General features: G+C 65.6%; 15 protein-coding genes. 9 read left to right on the top strand and 6 right to left on the bottom strand.

The genetic code is table 11. The annotated features are described in order from the left end of the window. Nucleotides 1–22 precede the first annotated feature (22 nt). Both AD89_RS19680 and AD89_RS0109710 read left to right on the top strand, forming a co-directional pair. Entirely contained in the window at nucleotides 23–760 is a 738-nt protein-coding gene (locus AD89_RS19680) for a virulence RhuM family protein (RefSeq protein ID WP_197021735.1), read from the top strand. Nucleotides 761–946: 186 nt separating this feature from the next. Further along, complete coding sequence (locus AD89_RS0109710; RefSeq protein ID WP_035320341.1) at nucleotides 947–1,717, top strand: phosphatase; 771 nt, start codon at nucleotides 947–949, stop codon at nucleotides 1,715–1,717. 81 nt (nucleotides 1,718–1,798) lie between these two features. On the opposite strand, the gene AD89_RS0109705 is transcribed toward AD89_RS0109710, so the two are convergent. Further along, nucleotides 1,799–2,350: a YbaK/EbsC family protein gene (locus tag AD89_RS0109705; protein WP_025778405.1), complete on the bottom strand. Its 552-nt coding sequence runs from the start codon at nucleotides 2,348–2,350 to the stop codon at nucleotides 1,799–1,801. Between the two features lie 177 nt (nucleotides 2,351–2,527). Between AD89_RS0109705 and AD89_RS0109700 the strand changes: the two genes are divergently transcribed. After that, nucleotides 2,528–2,782: a type B 50S ribosomal protein L31 gene (locus tag AD89_RS0109700; protein ID WP_009375892.1), complete on the top strand. Its 255-nt coding sequence runs from the start codon at nucleotides 2,528–2,530 to the stop codon at nucleotides 2,780–2,782. Nucleotides 2,783–2,942: 160 nt separating this feature from the next. Here AD89_RS0109700 and AD89_RS0109695 read toward each other — a convergent pair whose 3' ends face one another. From AD89_RS0109695 to AD89_RS0109685, 3 genes are read right to left on the bottom strand one after another with little or no spacing between them, the layout of a single operon-like run. After that, entirely contained in the window at nucleotides 2,943–3,767 is an 825-nt protein-coding gene (locus AD89_RS0109695) for a PfkB family carbohydrate kinase (RefSeq protein ID WP_025778404.1), read from the bottom strand. A gap of 45 nt (nucleotides 3,768–3,812) precedes the next feature. Next, nucleotides 3,813–4,277, bottom strand: a complete 465-nt coding sequence (locus AD89_RS0109690; protein ID WP_025778403.1) for a tRNA (cytidine(34)-2'-O)-methyltransferase — start codon at nucleotides 4,275–4,277, stop codon at nucleotides 3,813–3,815. Nucleotides 4,278–4,315: 38 nt separating this feature from the next. Continuing rightward, nucleotides 4,316–4,984 carry a class I SAM-dependent DNA methyltransferase gene (locus tag AD89_RS0109685; protein ID WP_025778402.1) on the bottom strand — a complete coding sequence of 223 codons (669 nt, stop codon included), beginning with the start codon at nucleotides 4,982–4,984 and terminating at the stop codon, nucleotides 4,316–4,318. Between the two features lie 245 nt (nucleotides 4,985–5,229). Between AD89_RS0109685 and AD89_RS0109680 the strand changes: the two genes are divergently transcribed. The 6 genes from AD89_RS0109680 (at nucleotide 5,230) to metX (ending at nucleotide 15,426) form a co-directional block, all read left to right on the top strand. Further along, complete coding sequence (locus AD89_RS0109680; protein WP_025778401.1) at nucleotides 5,230–6,903, top strand: HNH endonuclease signature motif containing protein; 1,674 nt, start codon at nucleotides 5,230–5,232, stop codon at nucleotides 6,901–6,903. Nucleotides 6,904–6,954: 51 nt separating this feature from the next. Further along, complete coding sequence (locus tag AD89_RS19315) at nucleotides 6,955–7,791, top strand: hypothetical protein (RefSeq protein WP_025778400.1); 837 nt, start codon at nucleotides 6,955–6,957, stop codon at nucleotides 7,789–7,791. Then, nucleotides 7,781–9,406, top strand: a complete 1,626-nt coding sequence (locus AD89_RS0109670) for a DNA polymerase Y family protein (protein WP_025778399.1) — start codon at nucleotides 7,781–7,783, stop codon at nucleotides 9,404–9,406. Before AD89_RS19315 ends, AD89_RS0109670 begins: the two co-directional genes overlap by 11 nt. Nucleotides 9,407–9,452: 46 nt before the next feature. After that, nucleotides 9,453–12,896: an error-prone DNA polymerase gene (locus AD89_RS0109665; RefSeq protein ID WP_025778398.1), complete on the top strand. Its 3,444-nt coding sequence runs from the start codon at nucleotides 9,453–9,455 to the stop codon at nucleotides 12,894–12,896. A 171-nt stretch (nucleotides 12,897–13,067) separates the two neighbouring features. Next, the gene (locus AD89_RS0109660; protein WP_025778397.1) at nucleotides 13,068–14,390 is read left to right on the top strand and encodes an O-acetylhomoserine aminocarboxypropyltransferase/cysteine synthase family protein; all 1,323 of its coding nucleotides are present in this window, start codon (nucleotides 13,068–13,070) and stop codon (nucleotides 14,388–14,390) included. Between the two features lies 1 nt (nucleotide 14,391). Further along, nucleotides 14,392–15,426 carry a homoserine O-acetyltransferase MetX gene (gene metX / locus AD89_RS0109655; protein WP_025778396.1) on the top strand — a complete coding sequence of 345 codons (1,035 nt, stop codon included), beginning with the start codon at nucleotides 14,392–14,394 and terminating at the stop codon, nucleotides 15,424–15,426. 147 nt (nucleotides 15,427–15,573) lie between these two features. Here the strand turns inward: metX and AD89_RS0109650 are convergent, their stop codons facing one another. Further along, the gene (locus tag AD89_RS0109650; protein WP_025778395.1) at nucleotides 15,574–17,613 is read right to left on the bottom strand and encodes an acyl-CoA dehydrogenase family protein; all 2,040 of its coding nucleotides are present in this window, start codon (nucleotides 17,611–17,613) and stop codon (nucleotides 15,574–15,576) included. Beyond that, on the bottom strand, nucleotides 17,610–18,221 hold the full coding sequence (locus AD89_RS0109645; protein WP_025778394.1) for a TetR/AcrR family transcriptional regulator: 612 nt from the start codon (nucleotides 18,219–18,221) through the stop codon (nucleotides 17,610–17,612). Before AD89_RS0109645 ends, AD89_RS0109650 begins: the two co-directional genes overlap by 4 nt. Between the last annotated feature and the right edge of the window lie 37 nt (nucleotides 18,222–18,258).

Here is an 18,258-nt window from a genome sequence, read left to right as displayed (position 1 = left end):
TGGCGCACTTCAACGTTTGATTATGAGCAATTCGATTGAGCTGTATACGACCGCTGACGGTGACACCGCGCTCGAGGTGCGCACTGATTCTGATACCGTTTGGCTGACACGGCATCAGTTTTCGCATCTGTTCGGACGTGATGTGAAGACGATCGGCAAACATATCAACAACGCTCTGCGGGAGGAACTCGACGGTGAGCCAACTGTCGCAAAATTTGCGACAGTTCAAAAAGAAGGCGCCCGAACCGTCACACGTATGGTTGAGCACTACAGCCTCGACATGGTCCTGTCGGTGGGATTTCGAGTGAAGTCGTCGGAAGGAGTGCGATTTCCCCGTTGGGCAAACGATGTCCTTCGTCGCTATGCGATCGAAGGAGCCACCGTCAACCAACGGCGGTTGTCAGAATTGGGAAAGATCGTCAGCGTGCTGACGAGGTCGCAGGACGAATTGGTTGCGGGGGTTGCCGACGTACTGTCAACGTACCTGCCAAGTCTCACCGTGCTCAGAGATTATGACGAAGGAAACTTGTCGTCGAAATCGAGCTCCGTGCCTGGATGGGAATTGACCCTGGAAGAAGCACGCAGAATCATCGGCGGACTGTCATCGGCATTTCCCGACGATAAATTGCTGGGGAGGGAACGAGGCGATGCTCTAGGGGCTGTAAGGCGGCCCACTTGCTCTACTTCGTCGTCAAAGACCACCCCCTCTCCGACGGCAACAAAAGCGCAGCGCCGCGGCGCTGTTCGTCACCTTCCTTGACCGCAACGGCGCGCTGATCGACTCCGATGGCAACAGGCGAGTCGACAACAATGCGCTGGCAGCGATGACGCTGCTGGTCGCGATGAGTGAACATTCCGAGAAGGAACTGATGATCGCGCTCATCATCCGTATGATCGTCTCGGAAAGACAGTGATCATTCCCGCAGTCATGACGGAGAGGACCCCAGTGGACCGCAGCACCCTAGCCCATGCTCTTGAAGCCGGACGGATCACCGGAGAGGTTGCCACCCCCAGGGAGAACAACCTCTCTCACATCCACCGGTTCCTCGACCAGGAGCGGCAGTTCGACTTCGGTGTCGAACTCACCCATGACTGGGACTATGACTCGGTGTTCGCGCTCATGGTTGAGCGCTGCGGCCTGCGGCCCGATCCCGAGTTCGTCGAGGGCGTGGACACGATCTCCACCGACGCCTGCATCGACGCGCTCGAGAAGCTCGCCGAGGCGGTCGGCGAGGTCGCGCACGCCCGAGGCCGGATCCTCTTCGCCACCGGCCACCCCGCAGGGCTTCTGCCCGTGCATATGGCAATTGCCGCCGCAGCAAAGGACGCCGACGCCGTCATCGACACCCGTGATCACTTCATCCCGGTCCCGGAGATCGGCGGGGACGTCCGACAGATCAACAACGTGTGGACCTGGCACCTGCACGGCGGAAGTCCGCACACGCACCTGGCCGAACCGATGCATGCGCTGCTCGACGATTTCGCAGCCCGCGGCGGCAACGCCCCAGACCTCGTCGTTGCCGACCACGGGTGGTCCGGAGCCGCGTCGAGCAGGGGATTGCGAACCATCGGCTACGCCGACTGCAACGATCCGGCGCTCTTCGTCGCAGAGGCGCAGGGTCAGATCGAAGCGACCATCCCGCTCGACGATGACGTCGTCCCGAACCTCTACGCCCCACTCATCGACTACGTCATCGAGCGTGCGGGACTGAACTGACCGACGGCGCTCGGCAGACGGGGAGCATCGGACCGACAGGCGGTGCTGGACCGACTGTCGATGCCGGACCGAGCGACTCGGTCAGCCGATCTCGGTGGCCAGGTCCTCGATCACCTCGGCGCCGGGCAGGGACGCGAGTGCGGAACCGGAGAGAATCAGCTTGGAACCGCGGATACCGGAACCGATGATGAGCTCCTCGGCCGCGGCGACGCGGGAATCGATGAGCACCCGGTAGTTCTCCGGCAAGCCGATCGGCCCGATGCCGCCGTACTCCATCCCGGATTCGTCTACGGCCCGCTCGAGCGGCAGGAACGAGGCCTTGCGGACATCGAGGAGTTTCTTGACCCGTTTGTTGACGTCGGCGCGGGTGTTCGCCAGCACCATGCATGCGGCGATGCGCTCCTCACCGCCGCGGGAACCGGCAACGAGGACGCAGTTCGCCGAGGTGGCCGGGGGCAGATCCGTGGCATCGAGGAGAGCCGCAGTGTCCGCGATCTGGGGATCGATGGCGAAGACGTCGACCTCGCCGGAGACCGTCGACAGGGCGGCGGCCGTCGATTCGGCCATGAGCTCCGGAGCGGTGGCGGCGGGCTGGAGAGTGAACTGAGCGGAGAGTCGTTGCTTCGTGGTCATGGCCACAGTTTAGGAGATCCGTGTCGAATCGCTTTGTCCGGGCTCATCAGTTAGAATCGAATGTCGCTCCGTGTCCGGTTCCTACGGTTCGGAGCGTGTCCAGCAGACGAATTCGGGCACTGGCAGATGAGTTCAACTCATATCAGGCGCCTGAAAGAATTCAGCAGAGGTAAGAAAATGAAGAAGGACATCCACCCGGAATACGCCCCGATCGTGTTCAACGATCTGGCTTCCGGCACCAAGTTCCTCACCCGCTCCACCGCTAAGAGCGACAAGACCATCGAGTGGGAAGACGGCAACACCTACCCCGTGATCGACGTCGAGATCTCGTCCGCTTCACACCCGTTCTACACGGGCAAGCAGCGCATCCTCGACTCCGCCGGCCGCGTGGAGAAGTTCAAGGACCGCTACAAGGGCTTCGGCAAGCGCTGACCTCGGGCGTTCTCCCAACAGCTTCATACAGATTGCCCCGCACACCGAATCGGTGTGCGGGGCAATCTGCTGTCTGCAGGTCGACTGGCTCTGATGCGACGTCCCGACTGTGACTGGCTGCGTCCCCGCGGGGACGCAGCCAGTCACAGCACGGCCATGATCAGTCGACGGTGACTACAACATCGGGGGAAGGGCTGACTCGGGCGGCCGGGTGGTAGAGCGAGGCGACTCCGGTGGCATTGTCGAGGCAGTTCGCGATTCCGTGTGCGACCTTCTCCTTGGCGGAGACGACGGCGTCCTTGATGTCCAGGCCGGTGGCGATGCCCGCCGCGATCGAGGAGGCGAACGAGCAGCCTGCCCCGTTGACGAGCTTGTCATTGACCTTGCGCGAGCGCAGAGTCGTCACGGTCTCACCGTCGAAGAGGATGTCGATGGCATCGTCCCCGGCGAGGCGCGCCCCGCCCTTGACGACGACGTTCTTCGCACCCTGCCCATGGATGATCTTCGCGGCCTCGATCATGCCCTCGACGGAGTCGATGGGGTCGACCCCGGCCAGAGTGGCGGCCTCTTCGAGATTCGGGGTGACGACGGTGGCCAGGGGCACGAGGTTCTCGACGAAGAGATCCTTGAGATCGACCATGGTGCCTGCGCCCTTGCACACGAGCACAGGATCGAAGACGTACGGCAGATCATTGGTCTTCAGCTCTTCGGCGAGGACCAGTGCCGAGTCGACGGAGCCGAGCATTCCGGACTTGATGGCGGTGAATTCGTGCACGGCCAACGTCGACTCGAGCTGGCGGTTGACGACCTCGGGTTCGATGAATTCGAGGACGTGGGCGAATCCGTCATTGGGATCGAAAGTGACGATGCAGGTGACGACGGCAGTGCCGAAGGCACCGTATTCGTCGAACATCTTCAGATCGGCTTCGAGTCCGGCTCCTCCGGAGACATCGGATCCGGCGACGGTGAGCACCTTTGCGGTCATAGTGGTCCTTTCAGGTAAAGCGTTCGCGAAGAATTCTACGCGGGTTCAGGCGCCCGTGTAGCCGTGTTGGCGCCAGGCTTCGTAGATGGCGATGGATGCCGAATTCGCCAGGTTGAGCGAACGGCGTGCCGGCAGCATCGGGATCCGCACCGTCATATCCACATGGTCGTCGGTGACGACCTCATCGGGCAGTCCCGTCGACTCGCGTCCGAAGAGGAGGACGTCTCCGTCTTGGTACTCCACCTCGGCGAAGGAATTGTCCGTATGCGTGCTGAACGCGATCACCCGACGCTCACCGAGGCGGCTCCACAACTCATCGATCGATGGATGGACGGTGACATGAGCGAGGTCGTGGTAGTCGAGACCGGCTCGGCGCAGCTTCGCGTCGGAGAGGTCGAAGCCGAGGGGCTCGACGAGATGGAGATGGGCTCCGGTGACCGCGGCGAGCCGGATGGCGTTTCCGGTGTTGCCGGGGATCTCGGGAGTGTGGAAGACGATGTCGATATTCATATCCCTCTCATCTTCTCACCTCCTTCCAGGGAAGGACCTCATCGGCCGTCCCGGCGGACGAGGACGTAGCCCTGCCTGGTCGCCTCCGGGAAGCGGCCGGCCCGGTCGGGTTCTCGTTCGAGACGGACGGCAGGGATGAAACCATGCGGTTCGAGGGCGGTGAGAACGTCATCGATCGAACGGCGGTGGAAGTCGAGGTCGACGTCGAAGCCGGCGAGATCGGAGAAGTGATCGACCCGGTCGCCGAGCTGAAACGCCAGCTGGAACCAGCCGCCCGGACGCAGGACACGGGCCGCCTCGGCGAAGGCGAGGGCAAGCGCGTCCCCGGGGACGTGGATAATCGAGTACCAGGCGACGAGACCGGAGAAGGACTCATCGGCATAGGGCAGAGCGGTCATCGACCCGACATCGAACTGATGCGTCGGATAGAGGCCCTTCGCGAGTTCGATCATGGCAGGGGAGAGGTCGAGTCCGCGCGGTTCCAGCCCGAGGGCGCCGAGGAACGTGGTGATGCGACCGGGCCCGCAGCCGATATCGAGGACCTCCGCCGAGCCGGTGCCGAGGACGTGCTCGGAGAACGCCCCGAGCACGGCTCGGTCATGAGGTTTCGCAGTGAGCTCATCGGCGACCCAGTCCGTGTAGGTCCGGGCGATCGCATCATAGGAATCACGCGTGGCCGCCTCGCGGGTGCGGGGTTCGTCAGTCATGACGTCACCCTACCCGTCGGCACTGACATGGCAGGCAAGGGCCAGTTCGGCAATCTTCGGGACATACGTGATCAGGCTCGGTCACCGCAGAAACGAAACTCAATCGAACCTCAGCGGTGATTCATTTCTGACGATTGCCTTCGCCCGAATTCTCGTGTCAGTGCCGAATCCTAGAGTGGAGGCACGGTTGGTGGTCATGGGGATCGCCGGACCGGAGGGCCGACGGGCCGCGGGAGGGGAGCACCATGAGAGACGATGAGCCGATTGCAGCGGAGGCGGCCGACCTCGCAGGGCTGAGTGTCGATCCGAAGGACTATGGAGGGGCTGACGCCGACGCGGACCCCAGCACCCTCACCTGTGAGCAGATCGTGACGGATATCCGGCGCAACATCTCATGCATCTCCTTCTGCCACGCTCGCGTGATCACCCTCATCGACGAGGTCGAGAGGCGGGGACTGTGGGCGGAGTGGGTCGGTGTGAAGACCCTGACCGAGTGGGTGATGCATGTGGCCTCGGTGAGCATGCACACGGCTCGCGAGTATGTGCGCGTGATGAGGGCGCTGCGGGAGATGCCGAAGGTGAAGAAGAGTCTGGCGGGCGGTGATGTCAGCTTCTCAAAGGTGAGGGAAGTGACCCGACTGGGGGAGCGGATCGGCGACGATGAGGCGCTGCGTCTGGCCACCCTTGCCACCGGCAGCCAGATCAGCCGGATCTCGCAGAACTACCAGCAGCTGGCCGACAAGATCGACAACGGCCCGTTCCCGCTGTACCTGGCTGAGGACAGTGTGAGCATGCGTCAGGTGGCACCCGGTCGGACCCGGATCACGATCGAACTCGAGGAAGACGATGCCGCAGAGGTCGCCGCGATGCTCGACGCCGCCCGCCAGGTTCTCGAACGTCCCGTCCATGACGGCAGTTCCGATGAGGAGGGGGCTGCGGGCGAAGGTGGTAAAGAGGACGAGCCTCCTTATGAGCCGGTCTCCCAGGTCATGTGCCTGATGGAGATCATCCACGCCTTCCCCCGTGCCGAACCCGCGGGTTCGATCGACGCCGATCGTGCCCGACTGCTCGTCCATGCCTCCGCCGAGGTGATCACTCGCAGCGGCGCCACGGTGGAAGCCGCGCCCGCGTTCAAGCCCCCTCTGCTCAGTATCCCCGCAAGGCCAGCAGCCGACACCGGCGTCCCCGCGGGGACGAAAGGCGGACCGGACGGTCCGGCGGAAGAGGGAATTGGGTCGGACCGTCCGGCAGGAGCCGAGGGAAACGTCCCCGCGGGGACGTCGGGCGGACGGGCGGATACGACCTGTCGGGCGGATACGACCTGTCGGCTCGAAGGGTTCGGCGGCATCACCGCGGCGACGGCGGAGCGCCTGAGCTGTGAGGCGCTGATCAGCGGGGTGATCAAGGATGCCGGAGGCGACGTCCTCATGCTCGGGCGCTCGAAGCGTCTGGTGAGCAGGCGACAGCGAATGGCGCTGAGTGTGCGTGATGTCTGCTGCCAATTCCCCGGCTGCCGAGCCCGCAGGCGATGCGAGGCTCACCATATCCGCCCCTGGTCGCAGGGCGGGAGGACCGATATGGACAATCTCATCCTGCTCTGTCGCCGACATCACACTGTGGTGCACAAATATCAGCTGCGCATCGAACGCACCGGAGCGGACTTCGCCGGAGCGATGCGCGGTCCCGCTGCCTTTGCCTTCTCCCTGCCCGACGGTTCCCAGCTGCTTCCTCTGGAGAGTCGAGCGAGGGGGCGGATGATGTTCAATACAGCGGTTCGCGTCGCCCAGGTCAAGAAGATCACGGAAGCGGCCGATCCCGGCACCGTCGGCGGCGGTTACGGCTTTGACCTCGGCCTCTGTATCGCATGGATGTTCGAAGCCGAATGGCGACACGCCCGGGAGGGCAAAGCTGTTGTCTGAGCTGTTGTCTGAATCTTGCCAATTTAGAACACCAGTTCGATAATGGATGTCATGTCAGCAGCACCGGTCATCGAACAGCTCAGTCGGGAGACGGGGATCTCCACGGCTGCGGCGCTGTTCGATAAAATCCCACCCCATCCGGTGGATCCTGTGCTCTCTCCGCTGTTCCGGCGCGGCGGTCTGCCGCGCGGCGAACTCGTCACCGTCACCGGTGAGCTGTCGCTGAGCTGCGGTCTGGCGACGATCGCTGCGGCGACCCGGGAGCAGAAGTGGTGCGCCGGCATCGGGCTCGGCGAACCGGCCGTGTCCTCGATCGCCGACCTCGGCGTCGACCTCGACCATTTCGTCAACCTCGCGACCCCCGGCGAGGACTGGCTGCGGGTGGCTTCGATCCTCATCGAATCCTTCGACATCGTCCTCGTCGACCCCGGCTTCGCCCCGAGCGCTTCGGAACGGGCCCGACTCCTGGCGAAGATCCGCGAACGCCGGATGAGCCTCATCAGCCTCCGTCCCATGTCCGGCAGCACAGAGCAGATCGAGATCGCCGACACCCGCTGGTCGGGTGCCGAGCACGGCCGCGGACGCCTGCAGTCCTGCCTCGTGCGTGCCCGGTCGCAGACGGGAAGCCACCGGTTCCTGCTGCCCGGACCGTCGGGAACTCCCGCCAGCGTCCCCGCAGGGACGCTGGAAGTCGTGACAGGCGGCGTCCCCGCGGGGACTGCGAACGCTGCAGCCGAAGCACGCACTGCCCCGGCCACAAGCCCGGACACAGATCCGGACATGGACACGGATCCGGACATGGGGACAGACCCGGGCACGGATACAGCCGACGATCCTCGGTGGTCGACGATCACACAGCTGCGGCAGGTGATCAGCCATGTCGGATGAGTCCGGCCGCACCCTCGTGCTCACCGTGCCCGACTGGCCGGCGGTGGCCGCTGCGGTCGAACACGACATCGCACCGGGCCGCCCTGTCGCGGTCCTCCACGCCGGCAAGGTCATCGCAGCCAATGCTCCGGCCCGTTCCGCCGGAATCACCGCCGGGAACAACAAACGCGCCGTGGGATACCGCTGTCCGGAAGCCCACGTCGCGGTCTGGGACGAAGAGGCGGACAACCGACATTTCAGTGCCGGGGTCGGTGCCCTCGACAACCTCGTCGCCCGGTTCACCCTGCTCAGCCCGGGAACATTGGCGATTCCTCTTGACTCGCTCAGGCACGGCTACACCGACGAAGCCGATGCCGTCGAGACACTGGTCTCGGCTCTCGTCGATGACACAGGGTGGGAGTTCTTCCCCGGAATCGCCGGCACCGTCTTCGCCGCGGTCCTCGCCGCCGGGCAGGCGCGCCGGGTCGAACCTGGGCAGACCGTGGACTTCCTCTCCGCCCAGCCGATCACCACCCTGGAATACGCCGGCGCCGAGGCGACCGCGCTGATCGAGGTCTTCTGGCAGCTGGGGCTGCGCACCCTCGGTGACCTCGCTCGCCTGCAGACCACAGACGTGAACGCACGCTTCGGTGCCTTCGGTCGACATCTGCACGAGCTGGCCTCCGGGCGGGCAGGAGCCCCGCTCGCCGATCATGTCCGCGGCGAACAGCTCGACGTCGAACTCGATCTCGATGCCCCGACGACCCGCAGCGACACCCTCGGCTTCCTCGCCCGCCAGCTCGGTGCCGATCTGCTGGCCAAGGTGCGCAGACAGGGGCTGGTCTGCACCCAGATCACGATCGAACTCGATGCCGCAGCCGGCCAGTCCTCGTCCCGGACCTGGCGGATCGAGGACATGCAGGAGAACGCGATCGCCGACCGTCTGCGGTGGCAGGCCGAAGGCTGGCTGGCAGGAGTGGGCCGGGGTTCTCGTCCGGGACAGGATCCCCGCACGGCACAGCCCGACCCGCAGGCACTCGACATCGTCGACGAGCCGGCTCCCGACGCCGAGGACTTCTCCGACGACGGCATCATCGCGCTGCGTCTCATCGCAGCCGAACTGACCACCCCGATCGGTGCCACGCGCAGTCTGTTCGACGAGAACACCGGGCAGATCACCCATACGCTCGAGCGTCTGCAGGGGCTGTTCGGTCCCGATGCCGTCCTGGTTCCGGGCCTCCAGGGCGGGTGGGACCCCGCCGAGACGAACCTGTGGACCCCGTGGCAGCAGGCGGCCGTCCCCGAACGCAGCCCTGCCGCACCCTGGCCCGGGGCCCTGCACGCACCCCGTCCGACGACCGTCGAGCACTCCGCCGTCGACGTGCTCGCCGCGGACGGCTCACCGGTGGAGGCTCGCCCCTCGGGGCTGGGGGCGGTGCCGGCGACGATCAGATTCCCCACCGGGCAGACCGAGGCCATCACCGACTACTCCGGTTCCTGGCCCATCGAATCCGGATGGTGGGATCCGAACCGAGCCGTCTACCGCACCCGGCTGCAGGTGGTCACCGATGCCGGCCGTGCCTTCCTGCTGAGCAAAGAGCACGGTCAGTGGTACCTCACCGGCCGTTACCGCTGACCGGCAACCTGCTGACCAACGACCCCACCTGAGAGGAGGAGACCCGATGGGATTCTCGAACCCGCGCACACCGTGGTCGAAGCTGGCGCGCCGCCTCGAAGGCAAGGACACTCCATCCTCCCCGGCGGACAAACAGCCTGCTGGCGAGAACCCGGCAGGAAAACAGCCTGTCGACAAGCACGCCGACGGCTCCGATGCCCCGGCGTTCTCCCGTCCCGACCGCTACCAGGTCTCGGTCGGCCCCGGCGGTTCGGACGGCCGCGGCCGCTATCAGGGCCCGACAGGCGCCGGCAGCGCTCAGGGACCGAACCTCGGACCGCTGCTGCGTCAGAGCAGCGTGGACTGGGCGGAGCTGCATGTGCATTCCCAGTTCAGCTTCCTCGACGGAGCCTCCGACCCCGAGGAGCTCGTCGCCGCCGGTGCCGCCGCCGGGCTGAGCTCCCTGGCGCTGACCGACCACAACGGGCTCTACGGAGCCGTCCGCTTCGCCCATGCCGCCGCCGAGGTGGGGCTGAACACCGTGTTCGGCTCCGAACTGTCCGTGGGGTTGGCCGAGAAGATCCCCGGCCAGACCGACCCCGATGCCACCCACCTGCTCGTCCTCGCCCGCAGCGTCGAGGGCTACCACCAGCTCTCTCAGATCATCACCGAGGCGAACCTGCGCGGTGAGAAGAACCGTCCGCTCTTCGACCTCGCCGAACTCGCGGCCGAGGACGGAGACTGGATGATACTGACCGGTTGCCGCAAAGGACCGCTGCGACGAGCGTTGGGCGACGACGACGGCGGGCTCAGCGCTCTGCGCGAACTCACCGCACTCTTCGGACCCGACCGGGTCGCCGTCGAACTCAGCCGGGACGGAACCCCGGATGACGACGAGAGGCTGCGCCACCTCGGCGATCTGGCCCAGCGGACGGGACTGCCGATCGTGGCCAGCAACGCCGTCCACTTCGCCACTCGCGCCCAATGGAAGTCCGCGCAGGTGAGGGCCTCGGTGCGGTCGCGGCTCTCGCTCGATGAACTGGCCGGATGGCTGCCGGCGACGGCGAGCGCACGCATCCACACCGGCGAGGAGATGCTCGCACGCTTCCCGCGGCAGGCTCTGGACAATGCGGCGCGGATCGGTCGGGACTGCTCCTTCGTCCTCTCCTCGGCCCGCCCCGACCTGCCGAAGGCGCCGATGCCCGATGAGACCGAAGGGGAGACCTATCTGCGCGGCCTCATCGCCGAACGCGGACGGCATCGCTACGGAACGAGAGCCGAGAACCCCCGAGCCTGGAAGCAGCTGGACCGGGAGATGGACATGATCGCGCAGCTGGGGTTCTGCGGATACTTCCTCATCGTCTTCGACATCACCGAATTCTGCCGCCATATGGGCATCTTCTGCCAAGGGCGGGGATCGGCGGCGAACTCCGCGGTCTGCTTCGTTCTGGGCATCACCGCCGTCGACGCCGTCAAACACGGGCTGCTCTTCGACCGGTTCCTGTCCCCGGACCGGAAGGGGTACCCGGACATCGACATCGACATCGAATCCGGCCGCCGCGAAGAGGTCATCCAATACGTCTACGACCATTTCGGCCGCGACCGCGCCGCCCAGGTTGCCAATGTCATCACCTACCGGGCGAAATCGGCCATCCGGGACGCCGCTTTCAGCCTCGGCTACGCCCCCGGCCAGCAGGATGCGTTCTCGAAGTCGAGCAACCGGTGGTCGAGCCTGCCCGATGCCGAGGACTCCCCGGTGCCCGCCCCGGTGCTCAAGGTCGCCGAAGATCTGCTCGGCTCACCGCGCCATCTGGGCATCCACTCCGGTGGGATGATCCTGGCCGACCGTGCCATCGGCGAAGTCGTGCCGATCGAGAAGGCGACGATGGGCCACCGCACCGTCGTCCAATGGGACAAGGACGACTGCGCGGCCATGGACCTGGTCAAGTTCGATCTGCTCGGTCTGGGCATGCTCACCGCCCTGCACGAGATGGTCGGCCTCGTTCACCGCCACACCGGGGTCCTCATCGACCGAGCGGAGATCGATGACGACGACGCAGCCGTCTACGAGATGCTCTGCCGTGCCGATGCCGTCGGGGTCTTCCAGGTCGAATCCCGCGCCCAGCTGGCGACTCTGCCCCGACTGCGGCCGGAGACGTTCTACGATCTGGCCGTGCAGGTCGCGCTCATCCGCCCCGGCCCCATCCAGGGCGGCTCCGTCCATCCCTACATCCGTCGCAGGCAGGGCCTCGACGAGGTCGAATACCTCCATCCGCTGTTGGAGAAGTCCTTGGCCAAGACCTGTGGGGTGCCGCTGTTCCAGGAGCAGCTGATGCAGATGGCCATCGACGTCGGCGGGTTCACCGGGGCCGATGCCGACCGGCTGCGGCAGGCCATGGGCTCACGCCGGTCTGAGAAGCGGATGGCCGAACTCGCGGAGAAGTTCCGGACAGGTGCCCTGGCCCGCGGGGTCGCTGAGGACACTGCCGAGGCGATCTTCGCGACCATCGCGGCCTTCGCGAACTACGGGTTCCCCGAATCGCATGCCATCAGCTTCGCGAACCTCGTCTATCAGTCCGCTTGGTTCAAATACCACCACCACGCGGCCTTCACCGCCGGACTGCTGCGCAGCCAGCCGATGGGCTTCTACTCCCCGCAGTCGCTCATCGCCGACGCCCGCCGGCACGGGGTGCCGATCCTGCCCGTCGACATCCGGTGGTCGCAGGCGGCCACGGATCTCGAACGGGTCGACCCCGGAAGGCCGGGGCACACCATCGCCGAGGCGGGGGAAGGTGGCACCGCCTCGGCGGGGGAGCTGGGGATCCGCTTGGGACTGGACACGGTCGCCCATGTCGGCTCCTTCGCCGAGGTGATCGTGACCGAACGTGACAACGCACCGTTCACCTCGGTGGCGGATCTGGCCGAACGCACCGGAATCGGCAAGCAGGCCCTGGAATCGCTGGCCACGGCCGGAGCCCTGTCCGGATTCGACCTCGACCGACGGCAGGCGCTGTGGCTGGCCGGGGGAGTCGCCGGGGCCCATCCGGGACTGCTGCCGGGAACGGCGAGCGTGGACTCGGCCCCGAGCCTGCCGGCCATGGACGCCTTCGATACGACCCTGGCCGAACTCTTCTCCACCGGAATCACCGTCGACGGCTACCCCACACAGATGATGCGCGAGACGCTGAGCGCCCGCGGATACTCATCGACCGCGGATGCGGCGCGTGCGGCGGACGGAACCCGGATGACGGTGGCCGCGATCGTCACCCACCGGCAGCGCCCGGCGACCGCCTCGGGGATCACCTTCATCAACCTCGAAGACGAATTCGGGATGCTCAATGTGGTGGCCACGGCGGGGCTGATGAAACGCTTCCGTACGGTCGCGACCTCCCGCAACGCCCTCGTCGTCACCGGGCTCATCCAGCGCGGGGGAGACGTGGTCAGCCTCTACGCGCACAAACTCATCCCCCTCGAAGTGCAGCTGCCGACGAAGGCGCGGAACTTCCGCTGATCGTCGGTGCCACACACGTGACAGCGGCACGACACGGTGTGACGAAACATGACACATGATGACGCCAACATGACACACAGGCGGGTGCCAGCCGGCGAAAACGATGACAGTAGACACATCACATCGCCTCAACCAGCGACACCGCCACCGCACTCACAGAGGAGAGTCACCATGACCCAGGCATTCGAAACCCGTCAGATCCATGCCGGACAGGCACCCGACCCGGTCACCGGTTCGCGCGCCCTGCCCATCCACCAGACCACCTCGTTCGTGTTCAACGACGTCGACCACGCCGCGGCGCGCTTTGCGCTGACCGACGTCGGCCCCGTCTACAGCCGCCTGACGAACCCGACGAACGAAGTCGTCGAGAACCGCATCGCCGATCTCGAAGGCGGCGTCCACGCCGTCCTCACCGCCTCGGGCCAGTCTGCGGCTTTCCTCGCGATTACGAACGTCGCCGGAGCCGGTGACCACATCGTGGCCAGCTCCAGCCTCTACGGCGGAACCGTCAACCTCTTCGATGTCACCCTGCGCAAGCTCGGCATCGAAACCACCTTTGTCGACGTCGACGACCACGCAGCCTGGAAGAACGCGATCCAGGACAACACGAAGCTCCTCTTCGGCGAGGTCGTGTCGAACCCGCGCTCGGACATCCTCGACATCGAGGCGATCGCCGGAATCGCCCACGAAGCCGGTGTGCCGCTCTTCGTCGACAACACACTCGCCAGCCCCTACCTCGTGCGTCCGATCGAATTCGGTGCCGACGTCGTGCTCCACTCCGCTACGAAGTACCTCGGCGGCCACGGCAACTCCGTTGCCGGAGTCCTCGTCGACAGCGGCAACTTCGACTACGGCGCACAGCCGGAGAAATTCCCCGGCTTCAACGAACCCGACGCTTCCTACAACGGACTCGTCTTCGCCCGTGACCTCGGCGCCGACGGACCCTTCGGAGCCAACGTGTCCTTCGGACTCAAGGCCCGCGTGCAGGGCCTGCGCGACCTCGGACCCTCGCTCAGCCCGACGAACGCGTTCCTGCTGGCCCAGGGCATCGAGACCCTGAGCCTGCGCATCGAACGCCACGTGGAGAATGCGAACAAGGTCGCTTCCTACCTTGAGGCACACAGCCAGGTCGACCGCGTCGCCTACGCCGGACTCGAGTCGAGCCCCTGGAACCATCTGGCCAAGAAGTACCTGCCCAACGGTGTGGGTTCGGTGCTCGCCTTCGACATCGCCGGCGGATACGACGCGGCTGTGGCTTTCGTCGACGCCCTCGAACTGCACTCCCTGGTGGCGAACATCGGTGACGTTCGTTCGCTCGTCATCCACCCGGCCTCGACCACGCACGCACAGCTGGACGAAGAAGCCCAGAAAGCCGCCGGAGTGAACCCGGCACTAATCCGCCTGTCCGTGGGCATCGAAGGCGTCGACGACATCATCGGCGACCTCGACAAGGGCTTCGCGGCAGCAGCGGCGAAGGCGCAGACCGCGGCCTGAGATGACCATCCAGAGCACTTCCGTCGAACGGATCCTGGGCTTCGGCACGGACTCGGGGCACACCTTCGGCACGGTCGAGATCGCCTATGAGACCTTCGGCGCCCTCAACGCCGACCGGTCCAATGCGATCCTCATCGAGCATGCTCTGACCGGCGACACCCGCGTCACCGAATGGTGGGCGGGTGTCGTCGGCCCCGGGGAGGCCGTGGACACCGACAAGTACTTCGTGGTGTGCGCGAACTCCCTCGGGGGCTGCTCGGGCACGACCGGGCCGCAGTCGACCTACGATGACGGCCTGGCCTACGGCTCCCGATTCCCTCGGGTCTCGATCCGCGATATGGCACGCCTGGAGCACAACCTCGCTCAGATCCTCGGCATCGACTCCTGGGTCGCCGTCATCGGCGGATCCATGGGAGGTGCCAGAGCGCTGGAGTTCGCTCTGCTGGACAAGAGGAAGGTCCGCAAATGTGCGGTCATCGCCGCACCGGCTTTCTGCGAAGCCGACCAGATTGCCTGGGCGATGATGCAGGAACGTGCGATCGAACTCGACGCCGACTACTATTCCGGTGACTATTCGGCCGTCGGCAGCTTTCCCAGCCACGGCCTCGGCCTGGCCCGGCAGATCGCGCATCTGACGTATCGCAATGATGCCGATCTCAACGAACGCTTCTCCCGTCGGCTGCGTTCGGAGGACTACTACGAGGTGACCTCGTACCTGGACCACCAGGCCAAGAAGCTCACCGCACGGTTCGACCCGCACAGCTACATCGTGCTCACACGTGCCCTGCGCGATCACGACGTGCGTCGAGGTCGCTCCTCCGACCTCACGACCGCACTGGCCGATGCCTGCACCGACAACCTCGTCGTCTCCGTGTCCTCGGACCGGCTGTTCCCGCCGGAGCAGGTGGGCATCCTCGCCGAGGCGCTGCCCGGGAGAGTCCGGCACCACATCATCGACTCCCCGGTCGGCCACGACGGGTTCCTCACCGAGACCGAGAAGATCTCCGCGGTACTCGCCGACTTCCTCGCCGACTGAGGCCGAGGGGGTTCTCAGACGATCACAGGCGTCTGACAGGTCCACCGGCGGCCGCAGACACCGTTCACCCCAAGTATCAGAAGACCCCCCGCAGACCGTTCGCTGCGGGGGTCTTCCGGTGTGTGTGCCCGGAGCACGGGCCTGCGGTCACCGTGCGGCGGCCTTCGCTTTCTTCTTCGCGGCCTTGCGCAGCTGCTTCTCGTCGACCGGGAAGTCCTGACGAGCCCGCGCCCGCCGGTAGTATTCAGCGGCCTCGGCCTGACGCTCGGCTTCGACGCCGGAGGCGATGGTGGCCCGACGGTGGACATCCGAGTAGCCGAATGCCTCGACGAGGTCGAGGGCATTGGCCGCGAGCTTCGTGCACAGACGGTTCAGCGTCTCGTTGATCTGGCGTGCACGCGACATCGGCAGGCGACCGTACATGAGGTGCCAGGCCATGTGCTTCTCGATCAGTCCGAGACCGTAGGTGTCACGCAGACGACGGAAGGCCTTGGCCTGATCGGCGTCGGTCTGCGCCTTCATCTTCTCGTCCAGCGCCTTCCACTTCTCGAGCTCGACATAGGCGCGTGCCATCTCGATGAGCTCATGTTGGTGGACGTTGAACAGATCGGCCGCCTGCGCGGCCGGCATCTTCGTCGCCGGACGCAGCGCCTGAGCGACTCCGGCGACCATGACCTCCAGACGAGTCTCGAGCAGGGTCCGCTGCAGGCGTCCCGACCGGATCCGCTTGTCGCCGAGGTTCGGGGTCAGCGCATCCGAGATCGCCCGTCCGGCGTTGGCCAGACCGGTGCGGTAGAGCGTGTGCTCTGCGGCCTGGGTGCCGATGAAGCGGGCGGCACCGCCGACATCGAGATTCGCGAACTCCTTGGCATAGTCGCCGAGGAGACGCTTGGCCACGAGCTGCAGCAGCACCGTGTTGTCGCCTTCGAAGGTGACGTAGACGTCGAGATCGGCGCGCAGTCCCACGAGGCGGTTCTCTGCCATGAACCCGGCACCGCCGCAGGCCTCGCGGCATTCCTGGATGACGTCGAGCGCCATCCAGGTCGAATCGGCCTTGAAGGCTGCGGCCCGGGTCTCGAGCAGAGCCCGGTTCTCCTCGGAGTCATCGGCTCCGGCGAAGACCTCCTCGAAGGAGGTCAGCAGCTTCTCGTGTGCGAACGCTGAGGCGTAGACGGAGGCGAGGGCAGGCATGAGGCGACGCTGATGCTGGCCGTAGTCGAGCAGGGTCGTCTCGGCGAAGTCGTCGCCGCCGGTGAACTGTTTGCGTTCGAGTCCGTAGCGCACGGCGATGTCGAGGGCGATCTTCGATGCGACCACGGAGGCGCCGTCGAGCGAGACCCGGCCCTGGACCAGGGTGCCGAGCATCGTGAAGAAGCGGCGTCCCGGCGATTCGATGGGGGAGGAGTACGTGCCGTCGGCGGTGACGTCTCCATAGCGATTGAGCAGGTTGGTGCGTGGGATTCGCACGGAGTCGAAGGCGAGGCGACCATTGTCGACTCCCTTGAGCCCGCCCTTGTAGCCGTCGTCTTCGATCGAGACTCGCGGCATCGGATCACCGGCCTCGTCGCGGACGGGCACGAAGAAGGCATGCACCCCGTGCTTGACACCCTTGGTGATGAGCTGAGCGAAGACGACGGCGGCCCGAGCATCGCGGGCGGCGTTGCCGATGTACTCCTTCGTTGCGGCCCGGAAGGGGGTCTCGATGACGAACTCTTCGGTCGCCTCATCGTAGGTGGCGGTGGTCGCCACGTTCGCCACATCGGAGCCGTGCCCGATCTCAGTCATCGCGAACGAACCCAGCAGCCGGCCGGACTGAGCGTCGAGAAGCCATTTCTGATGCTGCTCCTTATTCCCGAGGTGGAGGATCGCGCCGCCGAAGAGTCCGAACTGGACGCCGGCCTTGATCTGGAGGCTGGGGTTTGCGGTCACGGTCTCTTCGAACCCGGCGACGTTCGTGGCGTGTTCGTTCTTTCCGCCCATCTCTGGTGACAGCCCTGTCATCGGCAGTCCGGTCTCGGCCATCATCATGACCCCGTCGAGGGTCTTCGCCCGTGCGGTGTCGAGATCATCGGCCGGATCGTCATGGGTCGACGACGCTTCGGCCAGGGTCCGCCCGAGTCGGCGAGCTTCTGCCCAATGTCCGTCGAGGACGTCGTTGATGGCTTTCGGGTCAAGAGACAGCTTCATTGTTCTACTCCTCGTTGTTCGGGCAGGGTTGCCCAGAGCCAATGGGTGATGGTGGTGGCGAATTCCTCGGGCCGGTCCGGTCGGGACAGCCACGTCTCGGTGGCGGCGCGGACGAAACCGATCGCTCCGGCCGACCACAGCCGAGCCTGCTCCCCGCTCAGGCCGAGGCGTTCGGCCAGCTGCCCGGCAACGGAATTGAAGAAACCGCCGGTCTCCTCGGGCGCGAACCGGTTGACCGCGGTGTCGCAGAAGCGATACACGTTCGGAGAATTCGCGGCGAGCGTGACGAATGCGCGGATCATCGCGGTCAGGGACTGCTGCGCCGAGGCTGAGCCCTCGCCCTTCGCCGAGGAGGCCGCGGCCTCGTCGAGAGACCGGACGATGACGCCCATCGCCCATTCGCCCATGGCCGCCTGCAGACCTGCCCGGTCGGTGAAGTATCGGTAGAGCACCGACTTCGACGTCCCGGTCGCGTCCGAGATCTGGTCCATCGACATGTCGTCGCCGTACTCCTCGACGACGAGCCGCACGGAACGCAGAAGTTCGCGACGACGCTCATTGCGATGCTTCTGCCATCTCGTCGAGCGACCGTCTGTGATCGATTTCATGTAACCGACAGTATCAGGTACTGTCGGTATCGGCTAA

Origin of the sequence: Brevibacterium sp. VCM10 (genome assembly GCF_000583215.1) — a bacterium.
Taxonomy (GTDB): domain Bacteria; phylum Actinomycetota; class Actinomycetes; order Actinomycetales; family Brevibacteriaceae; genus Brevibacterium; species Brevibacterium linens.
Note: the sequence above shows the minus strand (reverse complement) of the source record. Positions and strands in the feature narration are given on the sequence as shown.